This is a genomic window from Variovorax sp. GW821-FHT06D12 (assembly GCF_059419205.1).
On the sequence record NZ_JBWKRI010000005.1, the window covers coordinates 166675 to 180961 of the forward strand.

The window sequence follows — 14287 nt, forward strand, 5'->3', positions numbered from 1 at the left end:
GAAGGTGGGGTTCAACTCATGACATTGCCGCCGTCGACATTGAGGGTCTGCGCCGTGATGTAGCGCGCCTCGTCGCTGGCGAGAAACACCGCCGCCCCGGCAATGTCGCCCGGCACGCCCATGCGCCCGAGCGGCACGGCGAGGCCGACACGCCGCTTCTTCTCGCCCGGCGCCAGCCCCTCGGCCTTGGCGAACAGGCTGTCGACATGGTCCCACATCGGCGTGTCGACCACACCGGGGGCGATGCCGTTGACGCGGATGCCGTGCGGCGCCATGGCCAGTGCGGCGCTCTGCGTGTAGCTGATGACGGCCGCCTTGGTCGCGCAGTAGTGCGACACCAGCGCCTCGCCGCGGCGCCCGGCCTGCGAGGCCATGTTGATGACCGACGCGCCCGGCGTGCCGGCCTCGACCATGTGGCGCAGCACGGCCTGCATCACGAAGAACATGCCCTTCACGTTGACGGCAAAGAGCTTGTCGAACGAGGCCTCGTCGCTGTCGAGCAGCGGCGCGAGGTCGAACACGGCGGCGTTGTTGAACAGCGTGTGGACGGGGCCGAAGGCGACCTGCGCCTCGGCCAGCATGTGCGCGATGGCCTGCGTGTCGGTCACGTCGGCCGCGATGTAGGCGAGCGCGTCGGGATGGGCTTGCTGCAGCGCGCGCACGGCCTCGGGCGCGGCGGTCGCGCGGTCGATCACGCTGCAGCGCGCGCCCTCGGCGATGCAGGCCTCGGCGACCGCCAGGCCGATGCCGCCGCCGGCACCGGTCAGCAGCACATGGCGGTCCTGCAGCCGGCCACTCATGGCGCGGCCTTCTCTTCGATGAAGCGCGCCACGCGCTCGCCGGCACGGCGCACCGCATCGACCAGCCGCGCATCGCCCGCGAGGCTGCCCCACAGCCCGGCATCGGCGCACAGCGCCGCCACGGGGTCGGCTGCGTCGCAGATGGCGTGCGCGGCGGCGTCGTCCATGCTCTGGTCCTGGTAGGCATAGGGCAGCGTGCCCCGGTGCCAGCGCTGCAGGAACGCGAGGAACAGCGCGGGCAGCATCGCCACGCTGTCGATGCCCTGCCCGGCTGCCAGGCGCTCGCGCACGGTCGGCGCGATGAAGCCCGGGATCTTCGAGAAGCCGTCGGCCGCCACGCGCTGGTTGGTGTCGCGGATCGCGGGGTTGCCGAAGCGGTCGAGCACCACGTCGCGGTAGGCCGCCAGGTCGATCGGGCTGGGGCTCAGGCACGGGATGACGTCGTCGGTCACGTAGTCGAAGGCCATGCGGCGAATGGCCGCGTCGTGCGTGCCTTCGTGGATGAAGCCCAGCCCCGCCAGCGTGCCGGCCCAGGCGATGCAGCTGTGCGTGGCGTTGAGGATGCGGATCTTGGCTTCCTCATACGGCTGCACCGAGTCGACCAGCTCGACGCCGACGCGCCCCCAGTCGGGCCGGCCGGCGATGAAGTCGTCTTCGATCACCCACTGGATGAAGCTCTCGCCCGTGACCGCCGCGCCATCGTCGCGGCCCGTGGCGGCGCGCACGCGCGCGCGCAGCTCGGGCGGCGGGCGCGGCGTGATGCGGTCGACCATCGCGTTCGGGCAGCGGGTGTTGGCATCGACCCAGGCCTGCAGCGGCGCGTCGCCGACGCGCGCGATGAACTCGAGCAGGCCCGCGCGAAAGCGGTCGCCGTTGTGGCGCAGGTTGTCGCAGTTCAGCAGCGTCACGGGGCCCGCCTGCGCGGCGCGCCGTGCCCGCAGGATCGCGCAGACCGCGCCGTAGATCGTCTCGCCGGCCTCGCCGCGCCGCGCGCGTTCGATGTCGGCCGCGAGGTCGGTGAACGACAGGTCGAGCTTGCCCTTGGTGTCGAGGTAGTAGCCCGCCTCGGTCACGGTGAAGGAGACGATGCGCGTGGACGGCGCGGCGCCGCGTGCGATCACCGGGGCCAGCGAGGGCTCGTACGGCAGCACCTCGCGGATCGCCTCGATCTGCTCGTAGCGGTACTCACCGGCCGGCGACACCGTCTCGAGCGTGTAGCGCCCGCCCTGGGCCTGCAACGCCGCGACGACCTCGGCCATGTCGGGCCGGATGTTGGCGCCCGACAGCGACCAGCGGGTGTCGCCCGCATCGATCAGCCGCTGCAGGTAGACGGCCTGGTGGGCGCGATGGAACGAGCCGAGGCCGAGGTGAAGCACCGTGAATTCCGAAGGCGCCGGTGGGGTGGGCACGAGGCCCGCTGCTGCGAGGGTCACGGGGAAGGTCCGTTGAAAGTGAGGGGCGTCGGATCAGGCGGCGACGGCGCGGCCTTCGCGGCTGAACAGGTGCAGCACGGACGGGTCGAGTTCGACCGCCACGTCGTCGCCGGCCTGCAGCGGCGTGCGTTCGTTCTGGCGCGCGATGAGCGGCACGCCGCCCACGTCCACGTGGATCAGCGTGTCGGCGCCCAGCGCCTCGATGAGCTCGACGCGGCCCGGCACGCCGGCGGCCGCGCCCTGCTTCGGATGCACGCGCAGGCCTTCGGGGCGCACGCCCAGGAAGCCGTCGCTCGGCAGGCGCCCGCCGGTGGCGGCGGAAAAACTCGGGATGGCGCTCGCCGCCACCATGTTCATCGACGGCATGCCGATGAACTGTGCGACGAACTGGTTGGCGGGGCGGTCGTACAGCTCCAGCGGCGTGCCGACCTGCTCGATGAGCCCGTCCTTCAGCACCACCACGCGGTCGGCCAGCGTCATGGCCTCGACCTGGTCGTGCGTGACGTAGATGGTGGTGGCGCCGAGCGCGCGGTGCAGCTTGTGGATCTCGACGCGGGTGTTGCCGCGCAGCGCCGCATCGAGGTTCGACAGCGGCTCGTCGAAGAGGAACACCTTGGGCGCACGCACGATCGCGCGCCCGATGGCCACGCGCTGGCGCTGGCCGCCCGACAAATCTTTCGGCGTGCGGTCCAGGTACTGCGTGAGGTTCAGCGTCTTGGCCGCGTACTCGACCTTGGTCTTGATCTCGTCCTTGGCCACGCCCGCGAGCTTCAGCGCGAAGGACATGTTGTCGTACACGCTCATGTGCGGGTACAGCGCGTAGCTCTGGAACACCATCGCCAGGTCGCGCTTGCCCGAAGGCGTCCAGGTGATGTCCTTGCTGTCGAGCAGCAGGTTGCCGCTGGTGATGGGTTCGAGCCCCGCGATCAGCCGCAGCAGCGTCGACTTGCCGCAGCCCGAGGGCCCGACGAAGACGATGAACTCGCCCTTCTGGATCTGCAGGTCGACGCCCTTGATGATGTGGACGTCGCCAAAGCTCTTCTTGATGTTCTTGAGTTCGAGGTAGGCCATGAGATGTCTCCCTTTCTTTACTTGACGGCGCCGAAGGTCAGGCCTTGCACCAGTTGCTTCTGGCTGAACCAGCCGAACACGACGATGGGCGCGATGGCCATCAGCGACGCGGCCGACAACTTGGCCCAGAACAGGCCCTCGGGGCTGGAGTACGAGGCGATGAGCGTGGCCAACGTGCCGGCCTTGGCGGAGGTGAGGTTGAGCGCCCAGAAGGCCTCGTTCCAGCTCAGCACCAGGCACAGCAGGCCGGTCGATGCGAGCCCACCGACCGACAGCGGCATCACGACATGGCGGAACTCGGTCCACAGGCTCGCGCCGTCCATGCGCGCGGCTTCGAGGATCTCGTTCGGAATGTCCTTGTAGGCGCTGTAGAGCATCCACACCATGATCGGCAGGTTCGACAGCGTGAACACGATGGTGAGCGCGGTGAGCGAGTCCAGCATGCCCGCGGTCTGCGCGAGCACGTAGATCGGCACCAGCGCACCGACGGCCGGCATCATCTTGGTGGAGAGCATCCACATGAGGATGTCGCGCGTCTTCTTCGTGCGAAAGAACGCCATCGAGTACGCGGCGGGCGCGGCGATCAGCAGGCCCAGGATGGTCGATCCCAGGCTGGTGATGAGCGAGTTGCGCGCGTACAGCAGGTAGTCGCTGCGGCGCTGCACTTCGCCGAAGTTGTCGAGCGTGGGTTCGAAGATGAACAGCGGCGGCACGTGGATCGCCTGCAGCTCCGTCTTGAAGGCCGTGAGGAACAGCCAGCCGAGCGGGAAGAACAGAAGCAGTGCCACGGCCCACGCACCGACGGTGCGCAGCAGCTGGGGAAGGAAGTTGCTGGGTTGCATGGTCGTTCCTTCTTCAGTCCAGGTTCTTGCCGATGATGCGGATGAGGAACACGGCCACGATGTTGGCCAGCACCACCGCGAACAGCGCACCCGCGGAGGCCACGCCCACGTCGAAGTTCATGAGCGACTGCTTGAAGATCATGTAGGTCATGTTCGTGCTCTCGTTGCCCGGGCCGCCATTGGTGGTGATGGCGATCTCGGCGAACACGCTGAGCAGGAAGATCATCTCGATCATGATCACCACGGCCATCGGGCGGCCCAGGTGCGGAATGGTGAGATAGAAGAAGCGCTGAAATGAACTGGCGCCGTCCATGCGCGCCGCTTCCATCTGTTCGCGGTCGAGCGACTGCAGCGAGGTGATGAAGATCAGGCAGGCGAAAGGCAGCCACTGCCACGCCACCATGATGATCACGGAGAACAGCGGCACGTCGGTGAGCCAGTCGACCGGCTGCGCGCCGAAGAAGCGCCACACGTCGGCCAGGATGCCGTAGATGGGGTTCATCATCATGTGCTTCCACAGCAGCGCGTTGACTGCGGGCATGACGAAGAACGGCGAGATCAGCAGCACGCGCACGATGCCGCGGCCCGGGAAGGGTTCGTTCACCAGGAGCGCGAGCAGCACGCCGAACACCACCGTGATGACGATCACGCTGCCGATGAGCAGCAGCGTGTTCCACGTGGCCGGCCAGAAGTCGGGGTCGGTGACGAAGTAGTGAAAGTTCTCGATGCCCGCGAACGTGCGTTCGCCGGGCTGCATGAGGTTGTAGTTCACGAACGAGAAGTACAACGTCATCAGCAGCGGCACGATCATCCACAGGAAGAGCGTGAGCACGGCGGGCGCCATGAGGGCGCGGGGCAGGAGTCTTTTCATGGTCTGTTCCTCTCAGGCTGCGGCCCTCTCCCCGCGGGGAGAGGGGAAGAAGCGCGGCTTACTTGTAGTAGCCCGCTTTCTTCATCTCGCGCTCGGCTGCGAGCTGCGAGGTCTTCAGCGCCTGGTCGACCGTGACCTTGCCCGACAGCGCCGCGCTCATCTGCTGGCCCACCGCCACGCCGATGGCCTGGAACTCGGGAATGGCCGCGTACTGCACGCCGACGTACGGCGACTTGGGCAAGGTGCTGTCGCTGAGGTTGGCGCTGTCGATGGCCTTCTTCTCGGCGGCGGCGAACTTGGCGACCTTCTGGAACTCGGGGTTCGCGTAGGTCGACTTGCGCGTGCCGGTGGGCACCGTGCCCCAGCCGTGTTCCTTGGCGACGAGGTTGACGTACTCCTTGGAGGTCGCCCACTTCACGAAGGTCTGCGCCGCGGCGCCCTTGGTCGAGCTGGCGGGAATGGCCAGGTTCCAGGTCCACAGCCAGTTGGCGCCCTTGGGTGTCACGGCGACGGGTGCCTGCGCGAAGGCCACCTTGTCGGCCACCTTCGACTGCTTGGGGTCGCTGATGAACGAGGCCGCGATGGTCGCGTCCACCCACATGCCGCACTTGCCTTCGTTGAACAGCGCCAGGTTCTCGTTGAAGCTGTTGGCCGAGGCGCCCGGCGGGCCGTAGGCCTTCATCAGGTCGACGTAGAAGCCGATCGCGTCCTTCCAGGGCTTGGTGTCGATCTGCGGCTTCCACTGCATGTCGAACCACTGGCCGCCGTTGGTGTTGACCAGCGTGGTCAGGAAGGCCATGTTGTCTCCCCAGCCCGGCTTGCCGCGCAGGCACATGCCGTACAGGCCGCCCTTGGGGTCATGGATCTTGCCGGCCAGCTCCTTCACCTGCGCCCAGGTGGGCTGCTCGGGCATCTTGAAGCCGACCTTGTCGGCCAGGTCCTTGCGGTACATGAGCATCGAGCTCTCGCCGTAGAAGGGCGCGGCGTACAGCTTGCCTTCGTGCGACAGGCCGGCGCGGATGGCGGGCAGCAGGTCGTCGGCGTCGTAGGCGGCATCGGTGGCGATGGGCTGCAGCCAGCCCTTCTTCGACCAGATCGGCGCTTCGTACAGGCCGATGGTCATCACGTCGAACTGGCCGCCCTTGGTGGCGATGTCGGTGGTCACGCGCTGGCGCAGCGTGCCTTCTTCGAGCGTGACCCACTTGAGCTTGATGTCGGGGTTCGCCTTTTCGAAGAAGGGCGTGAGCTTCTGCATCTCGATCATGTGGCCGTTGTTGACGGTCGCGATCACGAGTTCGGTGGCGGCGTGGGACACAAGGCCCGTGCCGATGAGTGCGAGGGCGAGGCCCGCTTTCAGAAAGCGCTTCATGTTGTCTCCTTGGGTGAGCGACGCCCTGATACGTGGTCGCCGTGCCCGGATTCTGGAGAAACGCGCTTGCAGTTTTGGTATTTCGAAGGTCACCACCAGTACTCTCATGCACCAGTTGGCTAGTGAAATCCCTAGTTAACGCAATTCAGGATGGAAAACTGCCCGACTGAAGTTCTCGCCCGTCACGCGTGTCCGCCCAGCAGCTGGCGCCGGAACTGCGCCGCCGCCGGCGACAGCGGGCGGTCCTCGCGGGTGATGAGGCAGATCGGTGGCACGCGCACGGGCAGCTCGACCGGCACCGTGCGCAGCACGCCCAGCCGGCCGTAATGGTTGGCCTGCGAGGCCGGCATGACGGCGGCCATGTCGGAGTTCTCCAGCAGCGCCGTGATCGCGATGGGCGATGCCGTTTCGATGATGTCCAGCCGCGCCTGGATGCCCGCCTCGCGCATCGCCGCCTCGAAGCGCCCGCGCTGCGGCGAGCCCGGCGGCTGCAGCACCCACGACCAGCTCGCCATCTCGGCGAGCGTGACCGTGGCCGTGCGCTCGAACACCGGGTGCGCCGCGCGCACCACGACCACCTGCGACTCGCCCAGGAGCGGCACGCTCGCGTACTTGGCCTCGTCGTGGCCGTCGGTGAGGCGGCCCAGCACGAGGTCGACGTCGCCCTGCTCCAGCTGCGCCTGCATCAGGTCGCTGGTCTCCACCACCACCGACACGGCCACCTGCGGATGGCGCAGGTGGTACGCCACCAGCGCCGGCGCCAGCAGCTCGGGCACCGCGCCCGGCACGCTGCCCACGCGCAGCGCACCGCTCAGGCCGGAGCGCAGCGCGAGCATTTCCTCGCGCGCGGTGCCGAAGTCGCTGAGCACGCGGTGGGCGTAGCGGATCAGGATCTCGCCGTAGGGCGTGGGCGCCATGCCGCGCGCCAGGCGCTCGAAGAGCTGTTCGCCCAGCGACTCCTCCAGCTGCTGCAGCAGCTTGGTGGCCGCGGGCTGGCTGATGTTCATGGCCTCGGCCGCGCGGCCGAGGTGGCGGTGCGCATCGAGCCGGGCCAGCAGGAGCAGCTGGCGCGGCCTCACATGCAGCATCAGCGAAGCGTCGGTGAGGCCGGGTTTCATGCACAAAAGTATATGGAGCTTCGGCCTTTTTCGATTGGATCGCGCGCCAGAAGCTCCGTAGGCTCGGGCCCACAACAAGCAGGAGACGACGCGATGACCCTCTTTCCCCTGGCCCGCGGTGCCGGCCTGGTGGCGCTGCTGGCGCTGGCCGCCTGCCTGAACGCGGGTGCGCAGCCGGCCTACCCCGACAAGCCGCTGCGCATCCTGGTCGGCGCCTCGCCCGGCGGCGGCACCGACATCCTCGCGCGCGTGCTGGCCGACAAGTTCGCGCCCGTGCTCAAGCAGCCCGTCACGGTGGAAAACCGCCCCGGCGCATCGAACACCATCGCCGGCGAACTCACGGCCCGCGCGCCGGCCGACGGTGCCACGCTGCTGCTGGCCACCAACACGGCGCAGGCCGTGGCGCCGCACATCCTCAAGCTCAAGTACGACCCGCTGAAAGACCTGCAACCCATCGGCCTCGTGGCCGTGATGCCCAACGTGCTGGTGGTGTCGGCCAGCTCGCCCTACAAGTCGGTGAAGGACCTGCTGGCCGCGATGGCCGCGAAGCCCGGCGGCTTCAAGTACGCATCGTCGGGCATCGGCAGCACGCAGCACGTGGGCGGCGAAGCCTTCAACCTGGCCACGGGCATGACCTCGATCCACGTGCCCTACAAGGGCAGCTCGCAGGCGCACATCGACATCATCTCGGGCGAGGTCGAGATGATGTTCGACAGCACCTCCTCGGCCATGGGCCAGATCCGCGCCGGCAAGTTCCGCGCGCTGGCCGTGAGCGCGCCGCAGCGCTCGCCCGAGCTGCCCGACGTGCCCACGCTGGCCGAGCAAGGCGTCAAGGGCGCCGATGTGTCGACCTGGTACGGCCTGTACGTGACGGCCGGCACGCCGCGCCCGGCGGTCGAACGGCTGAGCGCCGAACTCACGCGCACGATGGGCCTGGCGGACGTGCAGTCGCGCATCAAGGCCCTGGGCGGCGAGCCCGGCACGCTGACCGGCGAACCCTTCGCGGCGATGAACCGGCAGGAGTTCGACCACTACGGCCGGCTCGTGCGCGATGCGCGCATCAAGGCCGAGTGAAGCCGTCCCTTCTTTCTCTTTTTCCCCACCTCCATTGCCGACCATGTCTACCCCCTCGACAACCCCGCGCGTGACCTCCGCCAAACCCCGCATCGCCGTGCTGCTGGGCGACCCCAGCGGCGTCGGCCCCGAGATGGCCGTGAAGCTGCTCGCGCGCCAGCGCAACCTCGACGCCGCGCGCGTGCTGCTGATCGCCGACCCCGTCGTGCTGGCCTCGGGCGAGCGCGTGGCGGGCGCGAAGCTGGCCCCGCTGCAGGTGAACACCCTCGACAGCCTGCGCTTCGAGGACGGCCGCCCGAGCCTCCTCGTGCGCGACTGGATGGCGGGCGAGGAACCGGTGCTCGGCGAGTCGAACGAGCGCTCGGGCCGGGCCTCGTTCGAAGCGCTGGAGCTGGCCACGCAGGCCGTGCGAAACGGCCAGGCCGACGCGATCCTCTTCGCGCCGCTCAACAAGCATTCGCTGCGCCTGGGCGGCCTCGTGCACGAGGACGAACTGCGCTACATGCAGGAGCGCTTCGCGGTCACGGGCTTCGTCTGCGAGTTCAACCTCACCGGCTCGCTGTGGACCTCGCGCGTGACCTCGCACATTCCGTTGAAGGACGTGGCGCGGCACATCACGGTGGAAGGCGTGCGCGACGCCGTGAAGATCATCGCGTCGGCGCTGGGCCGCGCCGGCGTGGCCCAGCCGCGCATCGCCGTGACCGGGCTCAACCCGCACGCGGGCGACGGCGGCTCGATCGGCATGGAAGAGATCGAGATCATCGCGCCCGCCATCGAACAGCTGCGCGCCGAAGGCCACGACGCGCGCGGCCCGTTCTCGCCCGACACCGTGTTCATCGGCGCACGGCGCGGCGACGTGGACGCGGTGGTGTCGATGTACCACGACCAGGGCCAGATCGCGATGAAGCTCATGGGCTTCGAACAGGGCGTGACCTTGCACGGCGGCCTGCCCGTGCCCGTGGCCACATCGGCCAGCGGCAGCGCCTTCGACATCGCCGGCCAGGGCGTGGCGCAGATCGAAGGGCTGCAGCAGGCCTTCGACCTGTGCGTGCGGATGGCAAGCGGCGCGCCGGCTGCACCTGCATCCGTCGAGGCGGCAGTGGCCTGAGCCGCCTGGCGCCCCAAAGAAAAAGGGCCGCGTGTGCGGCCCTTCGAAGGAAAAAAGCTCAGGCGCTCGGCGGTTCGCCGTAGGCGTTGCTCTCCGGCTGCGTCGGCTGAACGAAGAAATAGATCAGCACGAGATTGATCAGCGGGATGATCGACAGCAGCAAGAACCAGCCGCTCTTGCCGATGTCGTGCAGGCGGCGCACGCCCACCGCGAGGGCGGGCAGAAGCAGGGCCAGCGCTGCAATGAAGTACACGTACTCATGGATCAGGCCCGTCACGACGAGCACGCCGAACTGGGCCAGAAAAAACCACCAGAACTCGGAACGCGACGCACGACCCGTGAAATCGGTGTATTTGGCGATGCACGTCTTGACCGCTGTTTGAAAGTCCATTGACTCGCTCCTCTTGATGAATCCCAGGGAAATTTCCCCGGGGCCATCATATCGGCGCACTGTGCAACGACAAACTCGGCCAAACCGGCCAGCGCGCTGCAAACCAATGGCCTAAAGGCCTAGTGGATAGAGCCTTTGGCCAAGGCTTGCGAGGCTTACAGTGACGTGCGCCGTCAGGTGCTCAGCCGCTGCAGCAGGCCGGCCGTGGAGGCATCGAGCCCCGAGACATCGCCCGAGGCCAGGCGCGGTTCGATGTCGCGCGCCAGCACCTTGCCGAGTTCCACGCCCCACTGGTCGAAGCTGTTGATGCCCCACAGCGCGCCGCTGGTGAACACGCGGTGCTCGTACATCGCGAGGAAGGCACCCAGCGCTTCGGGCGTGAGCTTCTCGAACACGAAGAAGGTGCTCGGCCGGTTGCCCGGGAAGTTCTTGTGGCCGCCCTCGTCGAGCTTGCCGACCATCAGCGCCTGCGCCTGTGCAAGCGCGTTGGCCAGCAGCTTGGGGTGGTGGCCGTCGAGGTCGTGCGAGGCGTCGCGCACCGCCATGAACTCGAGCGGGATCACGTCGGTGCCCTGGTGCAGCATCTGGAAGTAGGCGTGCTGGCCGTTGGTGCCGGGTTCGCCCCAGAGCACGGGCGAGGTGCCGAAGGCCAGCGGCGCGCCGCTCGCATCGACCTGCTTGCCGTTGCTCTCCATCTCGAGCTGCTGCAGGTAGGCCGGCACGCGCTTCAGGGCGCTGTGGTACGGCGCGATGCTGCGGCTCGTGAAGCGGTGGAAGTTGCGGTACCAGACATCGAGCAGGCCCAGCCGCACAGGCAGGTTCTGCTCGAGCGGCGCGGTGCGGAAGTGCTCGTCCATCGCATGCGCACCCGCCAGCAGCCGGCGAAAGCCGTCGGCGCCGATGGCCAGCGCGATCGGCAGGCCGATGGCCGACCACAGCGAGTAACGCCCGCCCACCCAGTCCCAGAAGCCGAAGGTGGTGTCGATGCCGAACTGCTTCGCGGCCTCGACGTTGGTGGTGAGCGCGGCGAAGTGGCCGGCGATGTCGGTGCCACCCGACTGTTCGTACCAGCGCTTGGCCGAGAGCGCGTTGGTCATCGTCTCGGCCGTGGTGAAGGTCTTGGAGGCGACCAGGAACAGCGTGTGCTCGGGCGCCAGGCCCTTGAGCACGCCCGCCAGTTCGTGGCCGTCGACGTTCGAGACGAAGTGAAAGCGCTTGCCCGGCGCCACGAACTCCGCGAGCGCCAGCACCGCCATTTGCGGGCCGAGGTCGGAGCCGCCGATGCCGATGTTGACCACGTCGGTGATCGTGTGGTCGCTGCGCACCTTCTCGGCGTAGGCCAGCATGGCGTCGAGCGTGGCGTGCACTTCGCGCAGCTCGTGGGCCGTCTGGCGGCCGGTGGCCGCGTCGGCCGGCGCGCGCAGCAGCGTGTGCAGCACGGCGCGGTCTTCGGTGTTGTTGATGTGCGCGCCCGCGAACATGGCGTCGCGGTGGGCTTCGAGGCCGCATTCGCGCGCCAGCGTGAACAGCAGCGCCTCGGTGCGCGCGTCGATCAGGTTCTTCGACAGGTCGGCGAAAACGTGCGGCGCCTCCTGGCTGAAGCGCGCGAAGCGCCCGGCGTCCTCCACGAAGGCATGGCGAAGGTCGAACTGGCGACCGGCCGTGTCGAAGCTGGACTGCAGTTGCGCCCAGGCCGGCGCGCGGTCACAGCGCAGGGTCATGGTCATGTTTACTTGCCGCTTTCCTGCATGAGCTTTTCGAGCTTCACGGCGTCGGCCGCGAAGGCGCGGATGCCCTCGGAGAGCTTCTCGGTGGCCATGGCGTCTTCGTTGAGCGCGAAGCGGAAGCCGGCTTCGTCGTAGCTCACCTTCTCGGCCGTGCCGCTCGCGGCAGCCTTGGCGTCGAGCGCGTGCGTGAGCGGCTCGTTGCTCGCGGCCAGTTCGGCCAGCAGCTCGGGGCTGATGGTCAGCAGGTCGCAGCCAGCGAGCGCCTGGATCTGCCCCACGTTGCGGAAGCTCGCGCCCATGACCTCGGTCTTGATGCCCTGCTGCTTGTAGTAGTTGAAGATTTCGCGCACCGACTTCACGCCCGGGTCGTTGGCGCCCGCGCTGGCGGCTTCGTCCCACTTCGCACCGGCCGACTTCTTGTACCAGTCGTAGATGCGGCCCACGAAGGGCGAGATGAGCTGCACGCCGGCCGCGCCGCAGGCCACGGCCTGCGCGAACGAGAACAGCAGCGTGAGGTTGGTGCGGATGCCCTTCTGCTCGAGCAGGCGCGCGGCCTCGATGCCTTCCCAGGTGGAGGCGACCTTGATCAGCAGGCGCTTCTCGGTGTCGATGCCTTCGGCCTTGTACAGCGCCACGATGCGCTCGCCGCGGGCCACGGTGGCGGCGGTGTCGAACGACAGGCGGGCGTCGACTTCGGTGGACACGCGGCCCGGGATGATGGAGAGGATTTCGGTGCCGAAGCGCACCAGCAGGCGGTCGATGACCTCGTCGAGCGGCTTGCCGGCGTGGGCCTTCACGGTTTCATCGAGCAGCGGCCGGTACTCGGCCTTCTGCACGGCCTTGAGGATCAGCGACGGGTTGGTGGTCGCGTCCTGCGGCTTGGAAATGCTGAGCTGCTTGAAGTCGCCGGTGTCGGCAACCACGGTGGTCCACTGGCGGAGTGCATCGAGTTGGTTCATGAAATCAATTATCCGGGGAGGGGTGTGACAAGTCCTGCACGCAGTTGCGCGGCGGTCGATGTTTTCATGCGAACCGTAGCACGGATTTTCGCGAAGCTCCATCGGCCTGCAGCGCGAAGGGTTGTCGGCCGCCCTGCCCTACAGGGGCTGTGGTCCCCGGCTGACGGCAGCCGGCCGCAGCCGGGGGCACCCTGAACGGGATGCGGCATCCACGCCGAGAACGACTTTCCCCAGGAGCCCTCATGACCCCTCGCCCCCCACGCCCCGCGACCGCCGCCGGTCGCGCCTTCGACGACCGCCGCACCAGCCACGCGATCGGCACCATGGCCACCGCCTTCGTCGTGGGCGGCGTGGCCACCTGGTACGCGCTGGGCGCCGCACGCACGGCCCGTGCCCGGCCCGCCGGCCCGGCCGACGGCGCCCCGCTGATGCGCGCGCCGCTGCAGGTGGTGGCGCCGGTCGACCTGCACCGCTACGCCGGCGTCTGGCACGAACAGGCGCGGCTGCCCAACCGCTTCCAGAAACAGTGCGCGGGCCCGGTGAGCGCCGAGTACACGCCGCAGCCCGACGGCACCGTGCAGGTGCGCAACCGCTGCGTGCGCGACGACGGCAACTTCGACGAGGCCATCGGCAGCGCGCGCGTGGTGCCCGTGGCCGGCCAGCCCGGCGCGGGACGGCTGCAGGTGCGCTTCGCCCCCGCCTGGATGGGCTGGCTGCCGCTGGTGTGGGGCGACTACTGGATTTTGAAACTCGACCGCGACTACCAGGTGGCGCTGGTCGGCACGCCCGACCGTGAGTACCTTTGGGTGCTGTCGCGCGCGCCTCGCCTGGAGGACGACGCGCTGCAGGCCGAGCTGGACTACGCCCGCAGCCTGGGGTTCGACACCGACAAGGTGGTGCTCACCGGCAGGTAGCGCTGCAGCTGCGCCGGCAGCTTGTCGGGCGCGGTGCAATGGATGGCGTGCCAGCCGAAGGCGCGGGCCATCTCGACGTTGGCGGCCGAGTCGTCGATGAACACCGTCTGCTCGGGGTCGAGGCCGTGGCGCATGGCCAGCAGCTCGTAGATCTCGCGCTCGGGCTTGAGAAACTTCACGTCGCCCGAGAACACGCCGCCGTCGAAGCGCCGCATGAAGGCGTGCCGGCGCTCGAGGGCGCGGGCGAACGGCACGGGCATGTTCGACAGGTAGTACAGGCGCAGCGGCTCGCCGGCGTCGCGCTGCACGAGCAGCTCTTCGAGCATCGCGACCGTGACGTCGATCGGCGCAAGCCGCTCCCCCAGGCCGTCGAGCATGGCGTGCAGCGACTCGGCCGGCAGCGCCAGCCGCGCCGACATGCGGGCGATGGCATCGTCCAGCGTGCGGGTGCCGCAGTCGAAGCCGGTCCAGTCGTCGTGATGGAAAAGGGCCCGGCCCAGGGCCGCGGCGGCGGCGTCAGTGGGGGCGTGAGAGGGGAGATGGGCCTGGACCAGCCGTGCCGGCTCCCAGGCGAACAGCACGGCGCCAAGATCGAAAACCACGTTCATGG

14 protein-coding genes are annotated in these 14287 nt (G+C 68.5%); 3 read left to right on the plus strand and 11 right to left on the minus strand.

Annotation, left to right across the window (positions count from 1 at the left end):
- Positions 1 to 11 precede the first annotated feature (11 nt).
- The 7 genes from AC07SQ_RS17075 to AC07SQ_RS17105 form a co-directional block, all read right to left on the minus strand.
- A complete protein-coding gene (locus AC07SQ_RS17075) occupies positions 12 to 800 on the minus strand; it encodes an L-iditol 2-dehydrogenase (RefSeq protein WP_062472674.1) in 789 nt (262 codons plus the stop codon).
- Entirely contained in the window at positions 797 to 2176 is a 1380-nt protein-coding gene (gene dalD / locus AC07SQ_RS17080) for a D-arabinitol 4-dehydrogenase (protein WP_495272500.1), read from the minus strand. The genes AC07SQ_RS17075 and dalD overlap by 4 nt, the downstream gene beginning before the upstream one ends.
- A gap of 90 nt (positions 2177 to 2266) precedes the next feature.
- On the minus strand, positions 2267 to 3304 hold the full coding sequence (locus AC07SQ_RS17085; RefSeq protein ID WP_070059983.1) for an ABC transporter ATP-binding protein: 1038 nt from the start codon (positions 3302 to 3304) through the stop codon (positions 2267 to 2269).
- Positions 3305 to 3321: 17 nt separating this feature from the next.
- Positions 3322 to 4146, minus strand: a complete 825-nt coding sequence (locus AC07SQ_RS17090; RefSeq protein WP_013539656.1) for a carbohydrate ABC transporter permease — start codon at positions 4144 to 4146, stop codon at positions 3322 to 3324.
- Positions 4147 to 4159: 13 nt separating this feature from the next.
- Entirely contained in the window at positions 4160 to 5017 is an 858-nt protein-coding gene (locus AC07SQ_RS17095) for a carbohydrate ABC transporter permease (protein ID WP_070059984.1), read from the minus strand.
- Between the two features lie 58 nt (positions 5018 to 5075).
- Positions 5076 to 6386, minus strand: a complete 1311-nt coding sequence (locus AC07SQ_RS17100; RefSeq protein ID WP_062472668.1) for an ABC transporter substrate-binding protein — start codon at positions 6384 to 6386, stop codon at positions 5076 to 5078.
- A gap of 182 nt (positions 6387 to 6568) precedes the next feature.
- Positions 6569 to 7504 carry a LysR family transcriptional regulator gene (locus AC07SQ_RS17105; RefSeq protein WP_495272417.1) on the minus strand — a complete coding sequence of 312 codons (936 nt, stop codon included), beginning with the start codon at positions 7502 to 7504 and terminating at the stop codon, positions 6569 to 6571.
- A gap of 93 nt (positions 7505 to 7597) precedes the next feature.
- Between AC07SQ_RS17105 and AC07SQ_RS17110 the strand changes: the two genes are divergently transcribed.
- Together AC07SQ_RS17110 and AC07SQ_RS17115 are read left to right on the plus strand one after the other, a co-directional pair.
- Positions 7598 to 8578 (plus strand): Bug family tripartite tricarboxylate transporter substrate binding protein, encoded by a 981-nt coding sequence (locus AC07SQ_RS17110; protein WP_062472666.1) that lies wholly within the window; start codon positions 7598 to 7600, stop codon positions 8576 to 8578.
- Between the two features lie 43 nt (positions 8579 to 8621).
- A complete protein-coding gene (locus AC07SQ_RS17115) occupies positions 8622 to 9686 on the plus strand; it encodes a 4-hydroxythreonine-4-phosphate dehydrogenase PdxA (RefSeq protein ID WP_495272416.1) in 1065 nt (354 codons plus the stop codon).
- A gap of 58 nt (positions 9687 to 9744) precedes the next feature.
- Here AC07SQ_RS17115 and AC07SQ_RS17120 read toward each other — a convergent pair whose 3' ends face one another.
- From AC07SQ_RS17120 to tal, 3 genes are all read right to left on the minus strand, one after another.
- Positions 9745 to 10077 (minus strand): DUF805 domain-containing protein, encoded by a 333-nt coding sequence (locus AC07SQ_RS17120; RefSeq protein ID WP_354345485.1) that lies wholly within the window; start codon positions 10075 to 10077, stop codon positions 9745 to 9747.
- 173 nt (positions 10078 to 10250) lie between these two features.
- Complete coding sequence (gene pgi, locus AC07SQ_RS17125) at positions 10251 to 11804, minus strand: glucose-6-phosphate isomerase (protein WP_139700956.1); 1554 nt, start codon at positions 11802 to 11804, stop codon at positions 10251 to 10253.
- A gap of 2 nt (positions 11805 to 11806) precedes the next feature.
- Entirely contained in the window at positions 11807 to 12763 is a 957-nt protein-coding gene (gene tal, locus AC07SQ_RS17130; RefSeq protein WP_495272415.1) for a transaldolase, read from the minus strand.
- A 242-nt stretch (positions 12764 to 13005) separates the two neighbouring features.
- Between tal and AC07SQ_RS17135 the strand changes: the two genes are divergently transcribed.
- Complete coding sequence (locus AC07SQ_RS17135; RefSeq protein ID WP_354345490.1) at positions 13006 to 13677, plus strand: lipocalin family protein; 672 nt, start codon at positions 13006 to 13008, stop codon at positions 13675 to 13677.
- Here the strand turns inward: AC07SQ_RS17135 and AC07SQ_RS17140 are convergent.
- Positions 13623 to 14285: an HAD family hydrolase gene (locus tag AC07SQ_RS17140; RefSeq protein WP_070059991.1), complete on the minus strand. Its 663-nt coding sequence runs from the start codon at positions 14283 to 14285 to the stop codon at positions 13623 to 13625. The two genes, AC07SQ_RS17135 and AC07SQ_RS17140, sit on opposite strands and share 55 nt — an antisense overlap.
- Positions 14286 to 14287 lie beyond the last annotated feature (2 nt).